This window comes from Gemelliphila sp. 1F1, from assembly GCF_056897515.1.
In genome coordinates this window covers 17,549-32,996 of the sequence record NZ_JBXHBE010000002.1, presented here as the reverse complement: position 1 = coordinate 32,996, position 15,448 = coordinate 17,549, and the positions used below count along the sequence as shown (strand labels likewise).

The 15,448-nt window shown below is 26.6% G+C and carries 14 protein-coding genes; 12 read left to right on the top strand and 2 right to left on the bottom strand.

The genetic code is table 11. The annotated features are described in order from the left end of the window. Positions 1 to 64 precede the first annotated feature (64 nt). From polA to AC1XWJ_RS02400, 4 genes are all read left to right on the top strand, one after another. Entirely contained in the window at positions 65 to 2,671 is a 2,607-nt protein-coding gene (gene polA, locus AC1XWJ_RS02415; RefSeq protein WP_483334300.1) for a DNA polymerase I, read from the top strand. Positions 2,672 to 2,698: 27 nt separating this feature from the next. After that, positions 2,699 to 3,559 carry an RNase adapter RapZ gene (gene rapZ, locus AC1XWJ_RS02410; RefSeq protein WP_483334299.1) on the top strand — a complete coding sequence of 287 codons (861 nt, stop codon included), beginning with the start codon at positions 2,699 to 2,701 and terminating at the stop codon, positions 3,557 to 3,559. Between the two features lie 4 nt (positions 3,560 to 3,563). After that, complete coding sequence (locus AC1XWJ_RS02405; RefSeq protein WP_483334298.1) at positions 3,564 to 4,544, top strand: gluconeogenesis factor YvcK family protein; 981 nt, start codon at positions 3,564 to 3,566, stop codon at positions 4,542 to 4,544. Between the two features lie 96 nt (positions 4,545 to 4,640). Then, positions 4,641 to 5,990 carry a glucose-6-phosphate isomerase gene (locus AC1XWJ_RS02400; RefSeq protein WP_483334297.1) on the top strand — a complete coding sequence of 450 codons (1,350 nt, stop codon included), beginning with the start codon at positions 4,641 to 4,643 and terminating at the stop codon, positions 5,988 to 5,990. Between the two features lie 150 nt (positions 5,991 to 6,140). Here the strand turns inward: AC1XWJ_RS02400 and AC1XWJ_RS02395 are convergent, their stop codons facing one another. Next, on the bottom strand, positions 6,141 to 7,736 hold the full coding sequence (locus AC1XWJ_RS02395) for a hypothetical protein (RefSeq protein WP_483334296.1): 1,596 nt from the start codon (positions 7,734 to 7,736) through the stop codon (positions 6,141 to 6,143). Between the two features lie 2 nt (positions 7,737 to 7,738). Next, positions 7,739 to 8,488 (bottom strand): ABC transporter ATP-binding protein, encoded by a 750-nt coding sequence (locus tag AC1XWJ_RS02390; RefSeq protein WP_483334295.1) that lies wholly within the window; start codon positions 8,486 to 8,488, stop codon positions 7,739 to 7,741. A 119-nt stretch (positions 8,489 to 8,607) separates the two neighbouring features. Between AC1XWJ_RS02390 and AC1XWJ_RS02385 the strand changes: the two genes are divergently transcribed. The 8 genes from AC1XWJ_RS02385 to AC1XWJ_RS02350 all read left to right on the top strand — a co-directional run bounded on the left by AC1XWJ_RS02385 (position 8,608) and on the right by AC1XWJ_RS02350 (position 15,439). Then, positions 8,608 to 9,096, top strand: coding sequence for a hypothetical protein (locus tag AC1XWJ_RS02385; RefSeq protein WP_483334294.1), 489 nt, complete (start codon positions 8,608 to 8,610; stop codon positions 9,094 to 9,096). 1 nt (position 9,097) lies between these two features. Further along, positions 9,098 to 10,042: a polyprenyl synthetase family protein gene (locus AC1XWJ_RS02380; RefSeq protein WP_483334293.1), complete on the top strand. Its 945-nt coding sequence runs from the start codon at positions 9,098 to 9,100 to the stop codon at positions 10,040 to 10,042. Positions 10,043 to 10,053: 11 nt separating this feature from the next. Further along, on the top strand, positions 10,054 to 11,229 hold the full coding sequence (locus AC1XWJ_RS02375; protein ID WP_483334292.1) for a tetratricopeptide repeat protein: 1,176 nt from the start codon (positions 10,054 to 10,056) through the stop codon (positions 11,227 to 11,229). 261 nt (positions 11,230 to 11,490) lie between these two features. Further along, positions 11,491 to 12,954, top strand: a complete 1,464-nt coding sequence (locus AC1XWJ_RS02370) for a BglG family transcription antiterminator (RefSeq protein ID WP_483334291.1) — start codon at positions 11,491 to 11,493, stop codon at positions 12,952 to 12,954. Further along, positions 12,954 to 13,334 (top strand): PTS sugar transporter subunit IIA, encoded by a 381-nt coding sequence (locus AC1XWJ_RS02365; RefSeq protein ID WP_483334290.1) that lies wholly within the window; start codon positions 12,954 to 12,956, stop codon positions 13,332 to 13,334. The genes AC1XWJ_RS02370 and AC1XWJ_RS02365 overlap by 1 nt, the downstream gene beginning before the upstream one ends. A gap of 16 nt (positions 13,335 to 13,350) precedes the next feature. Then, a complete protein-coding gene (locus tag AC1XWJ_RS02360; protein ID WP_483334289.1) occupies positions 13,351 to 13,803 on the top strand; it encodes a PTS sugar transporter subunit IIA in 453 nt (150 codons plus the stop codon). A gap of 73 nt (positions 13,804 to 13,876) precedes the next feature. Further along, on the top strand, positions 13,877 to 14,152 hold the full coding sequence (locus AC1XWJ_RS02355) for a PTS sugar transporter subunit IIB (protein WP_483334288.1): 276 nt from the start codon (positions 13,877 to 13,879) through the stop codon (positions 14,150 to 14,152). A gap of 27 nt (positions 14,153 to 14,179) precedes the next feature. Next, the gene (locus AC1XWJ_RS02350; RefSeq protein ID WP_483334287.1) at positions 14,180 to 15,439 is read left to right on the top strand and encodes a PTS galactitol transporter subunit IIC; all 1,260 of its coding nucleotides are present in this window, start codon (positions 14,180 to 14,182) and stop codon (positions 15,437 to 15,439) included. Positions 15,440 to 15,448 lie beyond the last annotated feature (9 nt).

Sequence of the window (15,448 nt, the reverse complement as noted above, 5' to 3'; positions counted from 1 at the left end):
TACAGATACTATAATTTGTGATATAATCAATATTGTAATTATAAAAAGAATTTGAGGAAATATTATGGCAAAAATTTTGTTGTTAGATGGTAATAGTTTAAGTTTTAGAGCTTTTTATGCTATGCCACCTTTGAAAAATAAAAAAGGATTGTATACGAATAGTGTTTATGGTTTTACACTTATGTTAGATAAATTAGTACTAGATGTAAATCCTGACTACGCATTGGTGGCGTTTGATAAAGGGAAGTCTACATTTAGACATAAGAGTTATGAAGGTTACAAGGGAACGCGTAATAAAACTCCTAATGAATTAATAGAACAGTTCGGTTATGTTAGAGAACTTATAGATAGTTACGGAATTAAATATGAAGAGCACGATGATTATGAAGCTGATGACATTATAGGATCATATGCAAAGAAAGCAGAATCTTTGGGGCATGAAGTTATAATAGTTACAGGAGATAAAGATTTAACACAGTTAGCAACTGATAAAATAACAATATATTATACAAAAAAAGGTGTTACAGATATAGATTACTATACCCCTACCTTTATTGAAGAAAAGTATGGATTGTCCCCATTACAAATAATAGATATGAAAGGTCTTATGGGAGATAAGTCTGATAATATTCCGGGTATTGCAGGAGTAGGAGAGAAGACAGCTATAAAATTATTAAAAGAATATAAAACAGTAGAGAATGTTTTGAATAATATTGCTAATATTAGTGGTGCAAAATTAAAAGAACGTTTAGAATTAGGAAGAGAAGATGCACTAATAAGCAAAAAATTAGCTACTATTTTTACTGAAGTTCCATTAGATAATAATATAGATTCCCTAAGTTTTGAAGAAGACACAAATAAAAAGATAGAACTCTTTGAAAAATTAGAATTTACATCATTTTTGAAAAAATTAGAGAATAATGTTGAAAATAAAAAAGAAATAGAGTTAGATATTATAGTATCTGATTATTCAACAGAGATAGAATTAGAAGATAGTAGTATTCACTTAGAATGTTTTACAGAAGATTATCATAATAGTGAAGTTTTAAATGTAGCAGTATACACTAATGCTAAAGTATATATTTTTTCAGAGCAAGACTTTTTCCATAATAATTATGTAAGAGATTTTTTAGTTAGTAATAAGGAGAAAAATATTTATGATTTAAAGAAAGTATCCTACATTGCTAAAAAATATGATTTAGATATAGAGGGTTATGTATTTGATACAAAAATTGCTAATTATTTGATTGATGTGAATATTCCTGATAATTTTAGTAAAATAGTAAATCATTATTTAGGAGAGAATGTTCCTACTGATGAAGATATTTATGGTAAAGGAGCAAAAAGAGCAATACCAGATATTGATATTATAAATAAATATATCGGTAATGTAGCATACTTGAACTATAAACTAAAATCTGTATTAGAAGAAATTATGAAAGAAAGAGAAGTCTTTGACTTATACAAAAATATAGAACTGCCAGTGGTTAATGTATTGATGAATATGGAGTATGAAGGAATATGTGTTGATAAAGATACATTATCAAAAATAGGAGAAGATTTAGATGAACGCATTAGCAATTTAGAAAGAGAAATTTTTGATTTATCTGGTACAGAATTTAATATATCATCTCCAAAGCAATTAGGAGTTGTGTTATTTGAAGAATTAGGTTTACCAGTAGTGAAAAAAACAAAAACAGGATATTCTACTTCAATAGAAGTATTAGAATTTTTAGAAAATAAACATCCTATTATTCCGTTAATAATGGAATATAGAACTATTACAAAATTAAATTCTACATACGCTAAAGGTTTAGTTAAAGATATAACTAAAGAAGGTAAAATTCATACTAGGTATGAACAAACATTAGCGGCGACAGGAAGACTATCTTCAATCAATCCTAATTTACAAAACATACCTATAAGATTAGAAGAAGGAAGAAAAATAAGAAAAGCATTTATTCCTGAGTCAAGGAATAATGTAATTTTAGGAGTAGATTATTCTCAAATAGAACTTAGGGTATTATCGCACATATCAGATGATAAAGTAATGGTAGAGGCGTTTAATAATGATGAGGATATTCATACGAAAACAGCTAGTCAAGTCAATGGAGTAACATTGGAAGAAGTTACTGATACTATGAGAAGAGAAGCAAAAGCTGTAAATTTTGGGATAGTTTATGGTATATCAGATTTTGGATTGTCCAATAATTTAGGAATAAGTAGAAAGAGAGCCAAAGAATTTATTGATAAGTATTTAGCCACATTTTCAGGCGTAAAAAAATATATGGAAGATATAGTTCAATTCGCCAAAGATTATGAGTATGTACAGACACTATATAATCGTAGAAGATACTTGCCAGAAATTAATTCAAAAAATAAAATGATATTTAACTTGAATTCTAGAATAGCTATGAATACTCCTATTCAAGGAACTGCAGCAGATATAATAAAAATAGCAATGATTAATGTTTTTGATTATTTACAGAATAGTAATCTACGAGCTAAGCTATTACTTCAAGTACACGATGAATTAATATTTGATGTACACAAAGATGATGTAGAAAAATTAGAACAAGCAGTAATAAATATTATGGAAAATGCAGCGGATTTAAAAGTTAAATTAAAAGCAGATTCTTCTATAGGGAATAATTGGTATGAAGCTAAGTAGTAATATATTTTGAAAGGAGCTATCTATATGAAAAAAGATTTAGTAATAATAACTGGGATAAGTGGAGCCGGCAAAAATAGTTCGTTAAATGTTTTTGAGGACTTTGGATATTTTTGCGTAGATAATATGCCATCATTATTAGTAGATTCATTTTTGAAATTACTTATAGATAAGGATATACAAAGATCAGCAATTAGTATTGATATAAGAAGTAAGAGTTTCTCTTTAGAACTTAATTCTTTAATTAACAATTTACGAAAAGATGATAATTTTAATGTTAAAGTAATTTATATAGAGTGCAATGATGAAGTATTAGTAAATAGATACAAAGAATCTCGAAAAAATCATCCACTATCAAATGAAAAAAGTTTACTAGAAGGTATTCGTGCAGAAAGAGAACTTATTGAAAATATTAAATTTACAGCTAACTATATTTATGATACTAGCTATTTAACGGTGAAAGATTTAGTGGAGAAAATATCTAAAGATTTTAGCATAATGAAAAAAGATAAGTATCACGTAACGATATCTAGTTTTGGGTACAAATATGGAGTTCCGATTGATGCTGATAATATTATAGATGTAAGGTTTCTAACTAATCCATTTTATGTAGAAAGCTTGAGAGAAAAAACAGGATTAGACGATGATGTCTTTAATTATGTTTTTGATGATAATAATACAAAAGACTTTTATGAAAAATTAAAAAATTTATTACTATATATGATAGAGAAGTATCAATATGAAGGTCGAGATAAAGTTGCTATAGCTATAGGGTGTACAGGTGGAAAACATAGATCGGTAAGTATTGCCAGAAAATTATTTGATGATGTTCAACAATCTGGATATAAAACATATATTTCTCATCGTGATATAAATATAGGAAGGTGAAATAATGACTAGAGAATTAAAGGTAGTATCTATAGGAGGAGGAACGGGATTGTCTGTTCTTATGAGAGGGCTTAAGGACTATCCTTTAGATATTACAGCCATTGTAACTGTTGCAGATGACGGGGGAAGTTCTGGAAAAATACGAAGTGATATGAATATTCCTTCTCCTGGAGATATAAGAAATGTTATAGCAGCGTTGTCAGATGTAGAACCACACCTAGAAAAAATGTTTCAATATAGATTTGATATAGGAGAAGTCAGTGGGCATCCCGTAGGAAATTTGATGATAGCAGCTATGGCAGATATTTATGGAGATTTTTCTACTGCTGTAAAAGTTATGAGTAAAATATTAAATGTTAAAGGAACAGTTCTTCCTACTACAAATGATATAGCTACTTTAAATGCTCGTATGAAAAATGGACAAATTGTTAGAGGTGAATCTTCGATAACTGACTATGGTGGAGAAATAGATGAAGTGTATATAACACCTAAGACAGTTAAACCTACTGACTATGTTCTAAAGGCTATTGATGAGAGTGATTATATAATTATAGGGCCAGGTAGTTTGTACACATCTATTATTCCTAACTTAGTAATTGATGGTATTGCAGAAAGAATTGTTAATAGCAAAGCTAAGAAGATATATGTAGCAAATGTAATGACTCAATTAGGGGAAACAACAGGATATTCTGTAAGTGATCATATAAAAGCTATTAATAAGCATATTGGAGATAATATATTTGACTTGGTAATAGCCAATTCAAAAGATATAGATAAAGATATTCTTCTAAAATATTCTGAGTCTGGTCAAGAAAAAGTGGAATTAGATTATAAAGAATTAGATAAATTAGATATAGAAGTTATTAGTGATGAAGATATTGTCAAAATTGAAGGAACTAATATAAGACATAATACAGAAAAAGTAGCAGAACTAATATATGAATATATATTAGAGAATAAATCAACTATTGTATATGAAAGATAAAGTATTGTAAATTTACTTTTAAATTTACTTTACATTAATAATCAAATGATATAGAATATATATTATATTACAGTAGATAAACAAGGAGAATAGAAAATGCATTTAAAATTTGATTATTCAAAAGCATTAAACTTCTTTTCTGAACAAGAAGTAAAAAATATGCAAGATTATGTAAAAGTCGCTCATAATCAACTTCATAACAAAACTGGACAAGGTAATGATTTTGTAGGATGGTTAGAATTGCCTACTAATTATGATAAAGAAGAGTTTGCTCGTATAAAAAAAGCTAGTGAGAAAATTAAAAATGATTCAGATGTACTTGTAGTTATAGGAATAGGAGGATCATATTTAGGAGCTAGAGCAGCAATAGAAATGTTAAATGATAGTTTTTATAATTTCTATGAGAAAGATAGAAAAACTCCTCAAGTATTTTTTGCAGGACATACTATTTCTTCAACATATACACAAGAGTTGGTTAATTATTTAAAAACAACAGGAAAAGATTTCTCTGTTAATGTAATTTCTAAATCTGGAACTACTACAGAACCAGCAATAGCTTTTAGAATTTTTAAAGATTTATTAGAAGAAAAATATGGAAAAGAAGAAGCTAAGTCAAGAATTTATGCAACAACTGACAAAGCAAGAGGAGCGTTAAAAACTTTAGCTGATAGCGAAGGTTACGAAACATTTGTAGTTCCTGATGATGTTGGTGGACGTTTTACAGTCTTAACAGCAGTAGGATTATTACCTATAGCTGTAAGCGGAGTTGATATTGACAAAATGATGGCAGGGGCAAAACTTGCACAAGATGAATTAGCTACTGATGATTTATCAACAAATATTTCTTATCAATATGCAGTTATGAGAAATATTTTGCAACAAAAAGGTAAACTAATAGAGATACTAGTTTCTTATGAACCATCAATGGTCTATTTTAATGAATGGTGGAAACAACTTTATGGAGAATCAGAAGGTAAAGATGGAAAAGCTTTGTATCCATCAAGTGTCTGCTTCTCAACAGATTTACATTCTATGGGACAATATGTTCAAGAAGGTCGTAGAATTTTATTCGAAACAGTATTAAAAGTAAAACAGCCTAACTTGAATATTGATTTAAAAGAAGAGCCTACTGATTTAGATGGACTTAATTATTTAGCAGGTCAAACTATGGATTTTGTAAACACCAAAGCATTTGAGGGAACTTTACTAGCTCATACTGACGGAGGTGTACCTAACTTTGTAGTTGAATTACCAGATATGTCAGAATTTACTTTTGGATATTTAGTATATTTCTTTGAAAAAGCGGTAGCGATATCTGGATATTTACAAGGTCTTAATCCATTTGATCAACCAGGGGTAGAAGCATATAAGAAAAATATGTTCGCCTTATTAGGTAAACCAGGATTTGAACAACTAAAAGCAGAATTAGAAGAGCGTTTAAAATAATAATATTTAATATAATTAATGTTATTGCAAATATAGTTTAATGGTACTTATCAAAGTTTATAATTTGTAATAAGTATGCATTAATAAGATATAAAAATTTGAAAATAAAAAACTCAAGCATAATAGCTATATGCTTGAGTTTTAATTTTATTAAAAATATTTTATTTCTCTATTTAGAATAATTGTAAATGTAATTGTCATCGTTATTATGATAGAAATGTATATACCAGATAAGAGCCACCATAAATTAGGGAACATATTTGTAAATAATACTGTTAGAGCAATTATAGCATTAGTTACTGCTATTACTACAAAAAATATAAATAATTGTTTCAATTGAGAACCACCTCTTAACAATAATTGTGTAATATTGTTCCAATTAGTAAAAGGTTTTTTCAAATCTTTAGTAAACAGGTATATAGAATATATTATAGATACTGTTAAGAATGTAAACATAGCAGTAATACTGAAAAATAGAGAAGTATTTAAAATAATAATGCATATAATAAATAGTACAGATGATATTAATGTTTGTAATATAGTCGAAATAAATAATTTTCTAAGTAAAAATTGCTTTAAATTTAGTGGTAGAGTTTTTATATATTCAAAATTTTTATAATCTATAGAAATTGCTAACGCACTAAAAGATGCATTACTATGTAAAAATATTCCTCCTACAGTTCCCACGATAATTGCAGTAGGTAAAATAACTAGTTCTTGTTGTAAATAACTATGTCCTTTAAAAGTCATTATTATACCTATAAATAAACATATAGAAATAAATAGGGATAATATATTATTTGATATAAGTGTCCCATTTTTAAAACTTTTTATTGTCATATTATCAAATATTCTTTTTTTATTGAATTTTTTATTTTTATTATGCTTCGTTACTTTATTATTTTTATTTGAATTTTCTGCAAGATTTATGTTATGTGTAAAATAAGGTTCTATTACAAATCTATTAAGTAGCCATACTAGTACAATTAATATTCCTGTAAATATTAATATTTTACTAAGTGATTGTAAGCTAGTCGGTTTTGTAATGATGTTAAGGGAAAAATCTCCTTTATAATTACTAATTGGAGTAACTTCTCCTGACATAAAAATAGGCACCATAAAGAAATAACTACCAAATATTAATATAAACAGAGTAACCTGTGAAACAACTATAAAAGTAGTTCTATATTTTTTGAATAATTTAGTATTAGTAAGAAATGATGATATTAGCATTGTAATAAATAAAACACAAAGTGATACAATTATAGTATATATAAAAACTATTATAATTGATAACAATACATTATCACTAGTATATCTTATTGTAGAAATAATATTTAAAACAATTAATATTAAAATAGATGATGCAGAATTAATTATCATAAAAAGAAATTTGCTATAAAAAATTTCTTTTTGGGTTATTGGAAGATTTGTTAAACTAATTACATCTTTTCCTTCATAAAATACATTAAAAAATACAGAGAAAATGGTAATTACTAAGAATAATAATAAAAATATTATAGTCAATTTATATCTACTAGCATCATAAGAAAGATCATTAATAAATCCTATAAATATTGAAATTACAATAAAAATAACAATATTACTATATAGAAAACTAGAAAACATTTTTTTTGTTAAATTTTTATTTTTCTTTTTATATTTTTCTCGTAATATAGATGTTCTTGAAGGATTTGCATAAAGAAAATTTATCAAAAATAGACTTTTTATAATAGACCAACGCATATCTACCCCTCACTTTCGGTACTATCAAAAATATTAATATTTTTGATAATACTCAAATAAATACTTTCTAATGTATCACCAGGATATTGTTCTTTTAGTTCTTCCAACGTTCCTACAAAAATTAGCTTTCCTTTACTCAAAATACCAATTCTATCACATAGATGTTCGGCAACTTCTAATACGTGTGTTGAAAATAGTACAGTGTTACCTTTTTTTGTATGTTCTTTCATAAGATTTTTTAAATCAAAAGATGCTTGAGGATCTAATCCAGTTAAAGGTTCGTCCATTACCCAGTATTTAGGACTTGCAATTAGCGATGCTATGATAAATGTTTTTTGACGCATTCCGTGGGAGAATGACTCTATAGACGAGAACATTTCATCATACATATTAAATAATCTAGAGTAATGATTTATGCGTTTTTCACGCTCATCACTATTTATATTATAAATGTCTGCAATAAGTGTCCAATATTCAAAAGCTGATAATGTTAGAAACATATCAGGACTGTCGGGAATATAAGAAATTTGATTTTTACACTCGAGGCGATTTTCTGACAGTTTTTTATTGTCGAAGTATATCTCTCCAGAGGTAGGATTTATAACGCTAACTAGAGATTTGATTGCTGTAGATTTTCCAGCACCATTATGACCTATCAAACCAAAAATTTCTCCATCATTAATTGTCAAGTTTAAATTATTTAATGCTATTTTTTCGTTATATTGTTTTTTAATATTTTCAAATTTAATCATAAAATAACCTCCTTAAAATTATTATATCACACTCAAAGAAAATTGAAATTAGAAATTGTAAATAATAGTATAATTTGTGGTATAATTATATTATTGTAAATTTTAGAAGGTGTAGGTATATGATTTCTTCAAAGTATAGTTATAACAAAGAATTAATAAAAAAATTAGGATATATTGATTTAATTAAAAAATATAATTTTAATAATAATTTATATAATGAAGTTATTTTTTTGGCTGTAACTTCACTAGATTATCACTTATTAGATGTTAAAAATCAAAATATCGATACTTTGAATATTTTATTTGGTGATTATTTTAGTTTTGCTTATTATGATAAGTTGTTTGTCGATTTAGAGAAATTTATTGAATTAACAAAATCTATGGAAAAAATTTATATTACTCTAGCTAAAGAGGAGTTGAATATTTCAACTTTTAAATTTTTGTCTTGCTCTTTGGCGGAAGTGTTATTTTCTTTTTACGAAGAAATATTAACAGAAGATATTAAAGATTTTTTATTTAAAAATTTCTGTAAAGTATATTCTAATGAATTAGATTTTGTTATAAATAGTAATGTTCAAACTAATAAAAATATAATTGAGGAAAGATAGTATGTTATTAGATTATGCAGAAGATATTTTAGAATGTAAAAATAAAATAAAAAAAATGATAACATTAGATGATGAAGAAATAAATACTATTATTCAAGATTATTTTAATACCGAAGGAAAAGGTGTTAGACTGAAGCTTGCTTTGATTTGTGGAAGACTCGGAAATTATAATAGAAATAAGGAAGAGATTAGAAATATTGCATCTTTGGTGGAAATAATACATACAACTACACTTATACATGATGATATAATTGATGGAGCTAAAGAAAGAAGATCTAATTTAACATTGAATAATATATATAATAATAGAAAAGCATTATATATTGGTGATTTTTTATTTGCGAGAGTTCTTACAGAGGTTTCTAAAATTAACAATATTAATATTCATAAACATTTAAGTACAGTTTTAAAAGAACTATGTATAGGAGAAATAAATCAATATAATGATTTGTTTAATATAGATACTAGAAAATTAGATTATTTAAAAAAAATAAAAAGAAAAACAGCTATATTAATAGCTTTTTCATGCATAGCAGGGGCAATAAGTAGTGAAGCTAGTGATGAAGATATAGAAAATAGTTATAAATTTGGGTATTATTTAGGAATGAGTTATCAAATAATGGACGATTATTTGGATTTTGTAGCAAATAGCAATATATTAGGAAAAGATATTGCTCAGGACTTTAATAATGGAAATATAACTTTACCTATAATTTTGAAAATAAATAAAAATAAGGAACGTTTTGTAAATTTTAGAAATATGACATCAAAAGAGAAAGATGATTTTATTTTTGAAATAAGAAATGATAAAGAAATACTAATGGAAGTAAAAAGTTTGAGTATCAAATATTTAGATAAAGCAAGACAATCTATAGAAAATATGAGAGAAGATGTAAAAATGGATTTATTGTTAGTATTAGATATGTTATCGTATAGAAAAAGATAAGGAGATTACAAATGGATTTTGAACAATTTTTAGTAGAGTACAATGAATTAGATATAACAGAATTAGAGAGAGAGCAGTTAGAGAGTTTTAGAGATATATTTTTTGAACAAGGGATGTTAGACAAATCATTAGAATTATCTAAATTTATATATGATAAATATCCAAATGATGAAGCGGCAATAATTAGTTACGTGGACAATTTAATGTATCTTGATAAAAAAGATGATGCTCTGATAGTATTATACAATTCAGAAAAAACTGCTCAAACTTTACTAATGGAAGCTCTTATATATAAAGGAGATATGTTGTTAGATGTTGCGGAGCAAAAGTTAAAGAGTGCAAAAGATTTAGTAAAAGATGATGAGGAATTAAAAAATATCATAGACTATGAATTATCTAATATTTATACAGAAGGAGATAAAGTAGAGGAATCATTAGATATTGTTATTGATTTATTTAATAGAGATAATAGTTTACAAAATTTAAAGGTAGTAATAGACAATATGTTACTTTTGGGTAATTATGTAGATGCTATTGCATTTTACTTAGAGCATGGTGAAGAATATGAAGATGCAGAACTTTATTTTGCTATATCTTTTGCTTATAATCAAATGCACGATTTAGAAAAATCTAAAACTTATCTTCTTAAAACCATATCTTTAGATAATGAATTTCGAGATGCTTATATGCACTTAGGATACATGTCTAAAGGTGGAGAAGCTATTGAATATTTTGAAAAATATCTATCATTGCAAGGAACATCACCAAATGTCTATATCCATTTAACAGAATTATATAGACAAGAAAAACAATACAATAAGATTAGAAGTATGGTTCGTGATATACTTACTAATATGGGTATCGATAATGACACCCTGTATATATCAATAAACGCTTTAAGAAGTTTATATGAGGTAGAAAAAATTTATGAAATATATAATGAGCAAAACATAATAAAAGATGATTCGTCATTATTGGCGTTAACATTATTAGCTTTATCCGAAGATGAAGATTACGTAGATTTTGTCCTTGAAGAGATTAATAAATATCATCCGTTTTTATATGATGAACCTACTTACTATGCTGTATTAACTAATGTATATGAATTTACGGGTAATGATATTATAAGAAGATATATGCAAGAAATAGAATTAAAAAATAATTACAATACTTATGATGAATTCTAAGATATATTACAATAAATTAACAATATAAATTTATATTTATTTATGAGATATTCAGTTCTAAAACTGAATATCTTTTTTTTGTTTTGAGTAACTTTAGATATATTTAGTAACTATAATTTTTAATTTATATTATAATAGAATAATAACAGTTTTTTGTTATTGTTTAAAACAGACAAAAAAGTCTATATATATGTGGACAACAAATGTTATATACATCTATCTGGAAACGTATTATAATTTATATATAAGGAGGTAACAGTAATGTCAGAGTTAAGCAACAGAGAGATTCAGCTCATAACAATGTTAACTGAGGCAAACGATTATCTGCCTGTAAGAACTATAGCAGAAAGATTAAAAATTTCTTCAAAAACTGTATATAGAGATTTAGAAAAGATAGAATCTAAACGTACAGATTTGAAATTTGACAAAAAACAAAGTAAAGGTATAAAAATAAATTTTTCAAAAATTTCTTTAGATACTCTGCAAAATCAAAAAGTAATGAAATATTCTATAGAAGAAAGACGAATAAAGATATTACTTAAACTTCTTAGAAATTCTAATAAATATACTTCTATTGAAGCATTATCAGAGAAATATTATGTAGGTAAGTCTAGCATAGTAAATGATTTAAAATATATAAAAACTAATATGCTAGGCAATATACTAAATATTGAGCAAGGAAGACAAGGAACGAAGATAATAGGTAATGAAAAAGATATTAGATTAAAAATTGCCGAAATAATGGGAAAGTATTCATTTATAGTTAGGAATGATTATATTACAGATTACTATTCTGAACGAATAAATAGTGATACTATAAGCGAACTGTCTTTGAGATTCGGTGTAGAATCTGTTCAAAAAGTAGAAAGAATTATTAGTAATTACGAAGATAACTTACCTTATACAATAGGTGATTTATATTATACTAATTTGGTAGTGCATATATTAATAGCTATTGAAAGAATAAAAAATGGTAATTATATTGTAACTAATAATAAGATAGGTCGTGATAAGAGTTACTATAATGTTGCTATGAATATAGCAAGAGATCTTGAAAGAGAGTTTTCTGTAGATTTCCCGAATAGTGAAATTTATTATATATACCAGTATCTTGTTAGCACAGGAGTTGGAGAATTAAATGACGAGCATCTTGTAGATTTAGATGACAACATAGAAGATATTGCACATGAGTTCTTACAAAAAATAAATTTAGAAAATTTTGCTCGATTAAACGAGGATGAACATATTTATTATGTTTTTAAATTGCATATAAGAGCATTAGTAAAAAGATTAAAATTTAATATTAGCATAAAAAATCCTTTAACAAAAAAGATAAAGAAAGATTATAAAGTATTATTTTTATCTGTAAAAAATATAGCAGAAGAAATATTAAAGAAAGAAATTTCAGATGATGAAATTGCATATTTAACGGTATATATACAAGCTATACTAGAAAATAATGTAATCAATAAAAATGTCCTTTTAGTTTGTCATAGTGGATTTGGTACAACACAATTTCTAAAGAAGAGGATAGAATCAACGTTTAGTAAGTTGAATGTTGTGGATACAATTTCAGCACGAGAATTGAGTATGTATGATTTAACTAAGATAGATTATATAATTTCAACAGTTAAATTATCATCAAGTATAAAAAATGTTATAAATGTAAATGTGCTATTAACTGAAGACGATATAAATCTTATTAATAAGGAGATATTTGATTGATGATTGTAGTTGATACTGTAAATGTTGAAAGCCAAAGTATAGATGATATATATAAAAACATTTCATCATATCTTTTTGATAACCAAATTGTTGAAAATGAAGCATCTATTTACGATGAACTAATTGAAAGAGAGAAAATTGGTAGTATTAAAATATATGAAGATATGTATTTACCGCATCTGGTAAGTAATAATATTTTGATTGATTCTGTAATTAGAGTTAGAGGTAATTGTTCTAAAGTTCTATTTATATTATTAGGAGAACACTCTGATAGAACAAAGGGTGTAAAAATAGTTAATAAATTATTAGAAAGAGAATTTGTGGATAACTTATTTTCTTGTAGTAATGAAAAATTTAGAGACATAATATTAAAAATTTAAGATGGTAGGAGTTAACATGGAAAAATATTTTAGTAAACAAAATGTATATATTGACATAGAAGGAAATAATTTTTCTGAAGTTTTGAGAAATGTTACAAGAGAGTTAGAAAAAGAAAATTTTGTAACTGAAGATTTTTATGAGAAAGTTTTGGAAAGAGAAAAAGAATTTCCAACAGGATTAGAATTTCCAGAACATAACATAGCTATTCCACATACTGATCCAGTTTATGTAAAAGAAAGTGGTATAGTAGTTATTAAACCAAAAAACTCAGTTGTTTTTAAGGATATGGCGACTAATACAAAAGATTTAAATGTAAATATAATTTTATTGTTGCTTATTGGTAATAACGAAGATCAGGTAAAAGTGTTATCTAGTATTATAAATAAATTCTCTGATAAAGAATTTTATAATAACATTTTGAGGAGTGATGATAACGAAGAAGTTTATAATATTTTAGTTGCTAAATAGTTTAGAAAAGTTTATGAGAGTTTATAAATAAAATAATTAATATTAATAAAAAATTTTTAGGAGGATTTTCACTATGAAAAGAATATTAATCGCTTGTGGAGCTGGAATAGCAACATCTACAATTGTTGTTTCAAAAGTAGAGGAGTTGGTTAGAAAACATAATATAGATGCCTCTATTAAGCAAATAAAAATAGCAGAGGCAGCATCTATGCAGAATGAAGCAGATTTAATAGTATCAACGACAATGTTGCCAACAACTTACTCTATACCAGCTATAATAGCAACAAGTTACATCACAGGTTTTGGGGAAGAAGAATTAGAAGAAGAAATTTTATCACATTTAGTTTAATAAAATAATATATAAGGAGATGATATAATGGATAAATTAATGAATATTGTACAAGGTTTCTTAGCATTAGGACCTACAGTTATTTTACCTATAGCAATTTTTATTTTAGCAATTATATTTAGAGTACCATTTAGCAAAGCTATAAGATCAGCTTTAACTATAGGGATTGGATTTGTAGGTATTAATGTTGTTGTAGGAATCTTAACTAGTAATCTTGGTCCTATAACTAAGAGTATTGTTGAAAAATATGGATTGGCATTAGACACTATTGATATAGGGTGGCCAGGAGCGGCTGCAGGTTCGTGGGCTTCACCAGTAGCAGCTGTATTAATTCCAATATGTTTGGGTGTTAATATTCTTATGATTGCCTTAAAAATGACAAAAACATTGGATATAGATGTTTGGAATTATTGGCATTTTATAGCAGCAGGTGCAACAGGTTATGTAGTATCAGGAGGAAACTGGTGGTTTAGTATCCTTTGTGCAATTCTTTACGAAATAATGGTTTTAATTATGGCAGATAGAACACAAAGAGATGTTGAGAATGTTTATGGATTAAAAGGAATTTCATTGCCTACAGGATCAACAGCAGCATTCGGTTTTGTTGGTATTCCAATAGCGTGGCTAATTGCAAAAATTCCTGGAATAAAAGATGCGCATATAGATGCAGAAACTATTCAAAAACGATTTGGTATCTTTGGGGAACCTATGGTTGTAGGATTGTTTTTAGGGTTAGGTTTAGGAGCATTAGCAGGATATGATGTAGGACAAATATTACAAGCAGGAGTTGCTATGGCGGCATTTATGGTTCTTATGCCTCGTATGGTTAAGTTGTTAATGGAAGGTTTAATTCCTATTTCAGAATCTGTAAGAGAATATATGAAACAACGTTATAAAGGTAGAGATTTATACATAGGATTAGATGCGGCTGTTTCTATAGGACATCCATCTAACATTTCAACTGGATTAATTTTAGTTCCGATTACTTTATTGTTAGCTATAATTATACCTGGAAATAAAGTTCTTCCTTTTGGGGACCTAGCTACAATTCCGTTTTATGTATCATTCATAGTAGCTAACAGAAAAGGAAATATTCTACACTCAGTATTAGCGGGAACGGTAGTTATTGCTTTATCTCTACTAATGGCAACAGACTTCACTGCTGCACATACAGCAATGATGGCTGGTGTAGATGGATACGGACAAAATACGTCTATGAGTTCTCTTGATTTAGGAGGAAACTTCTTTAACTGGATAATTTTAAAATTTGCACAGTTATTCTATTAATTAATATTT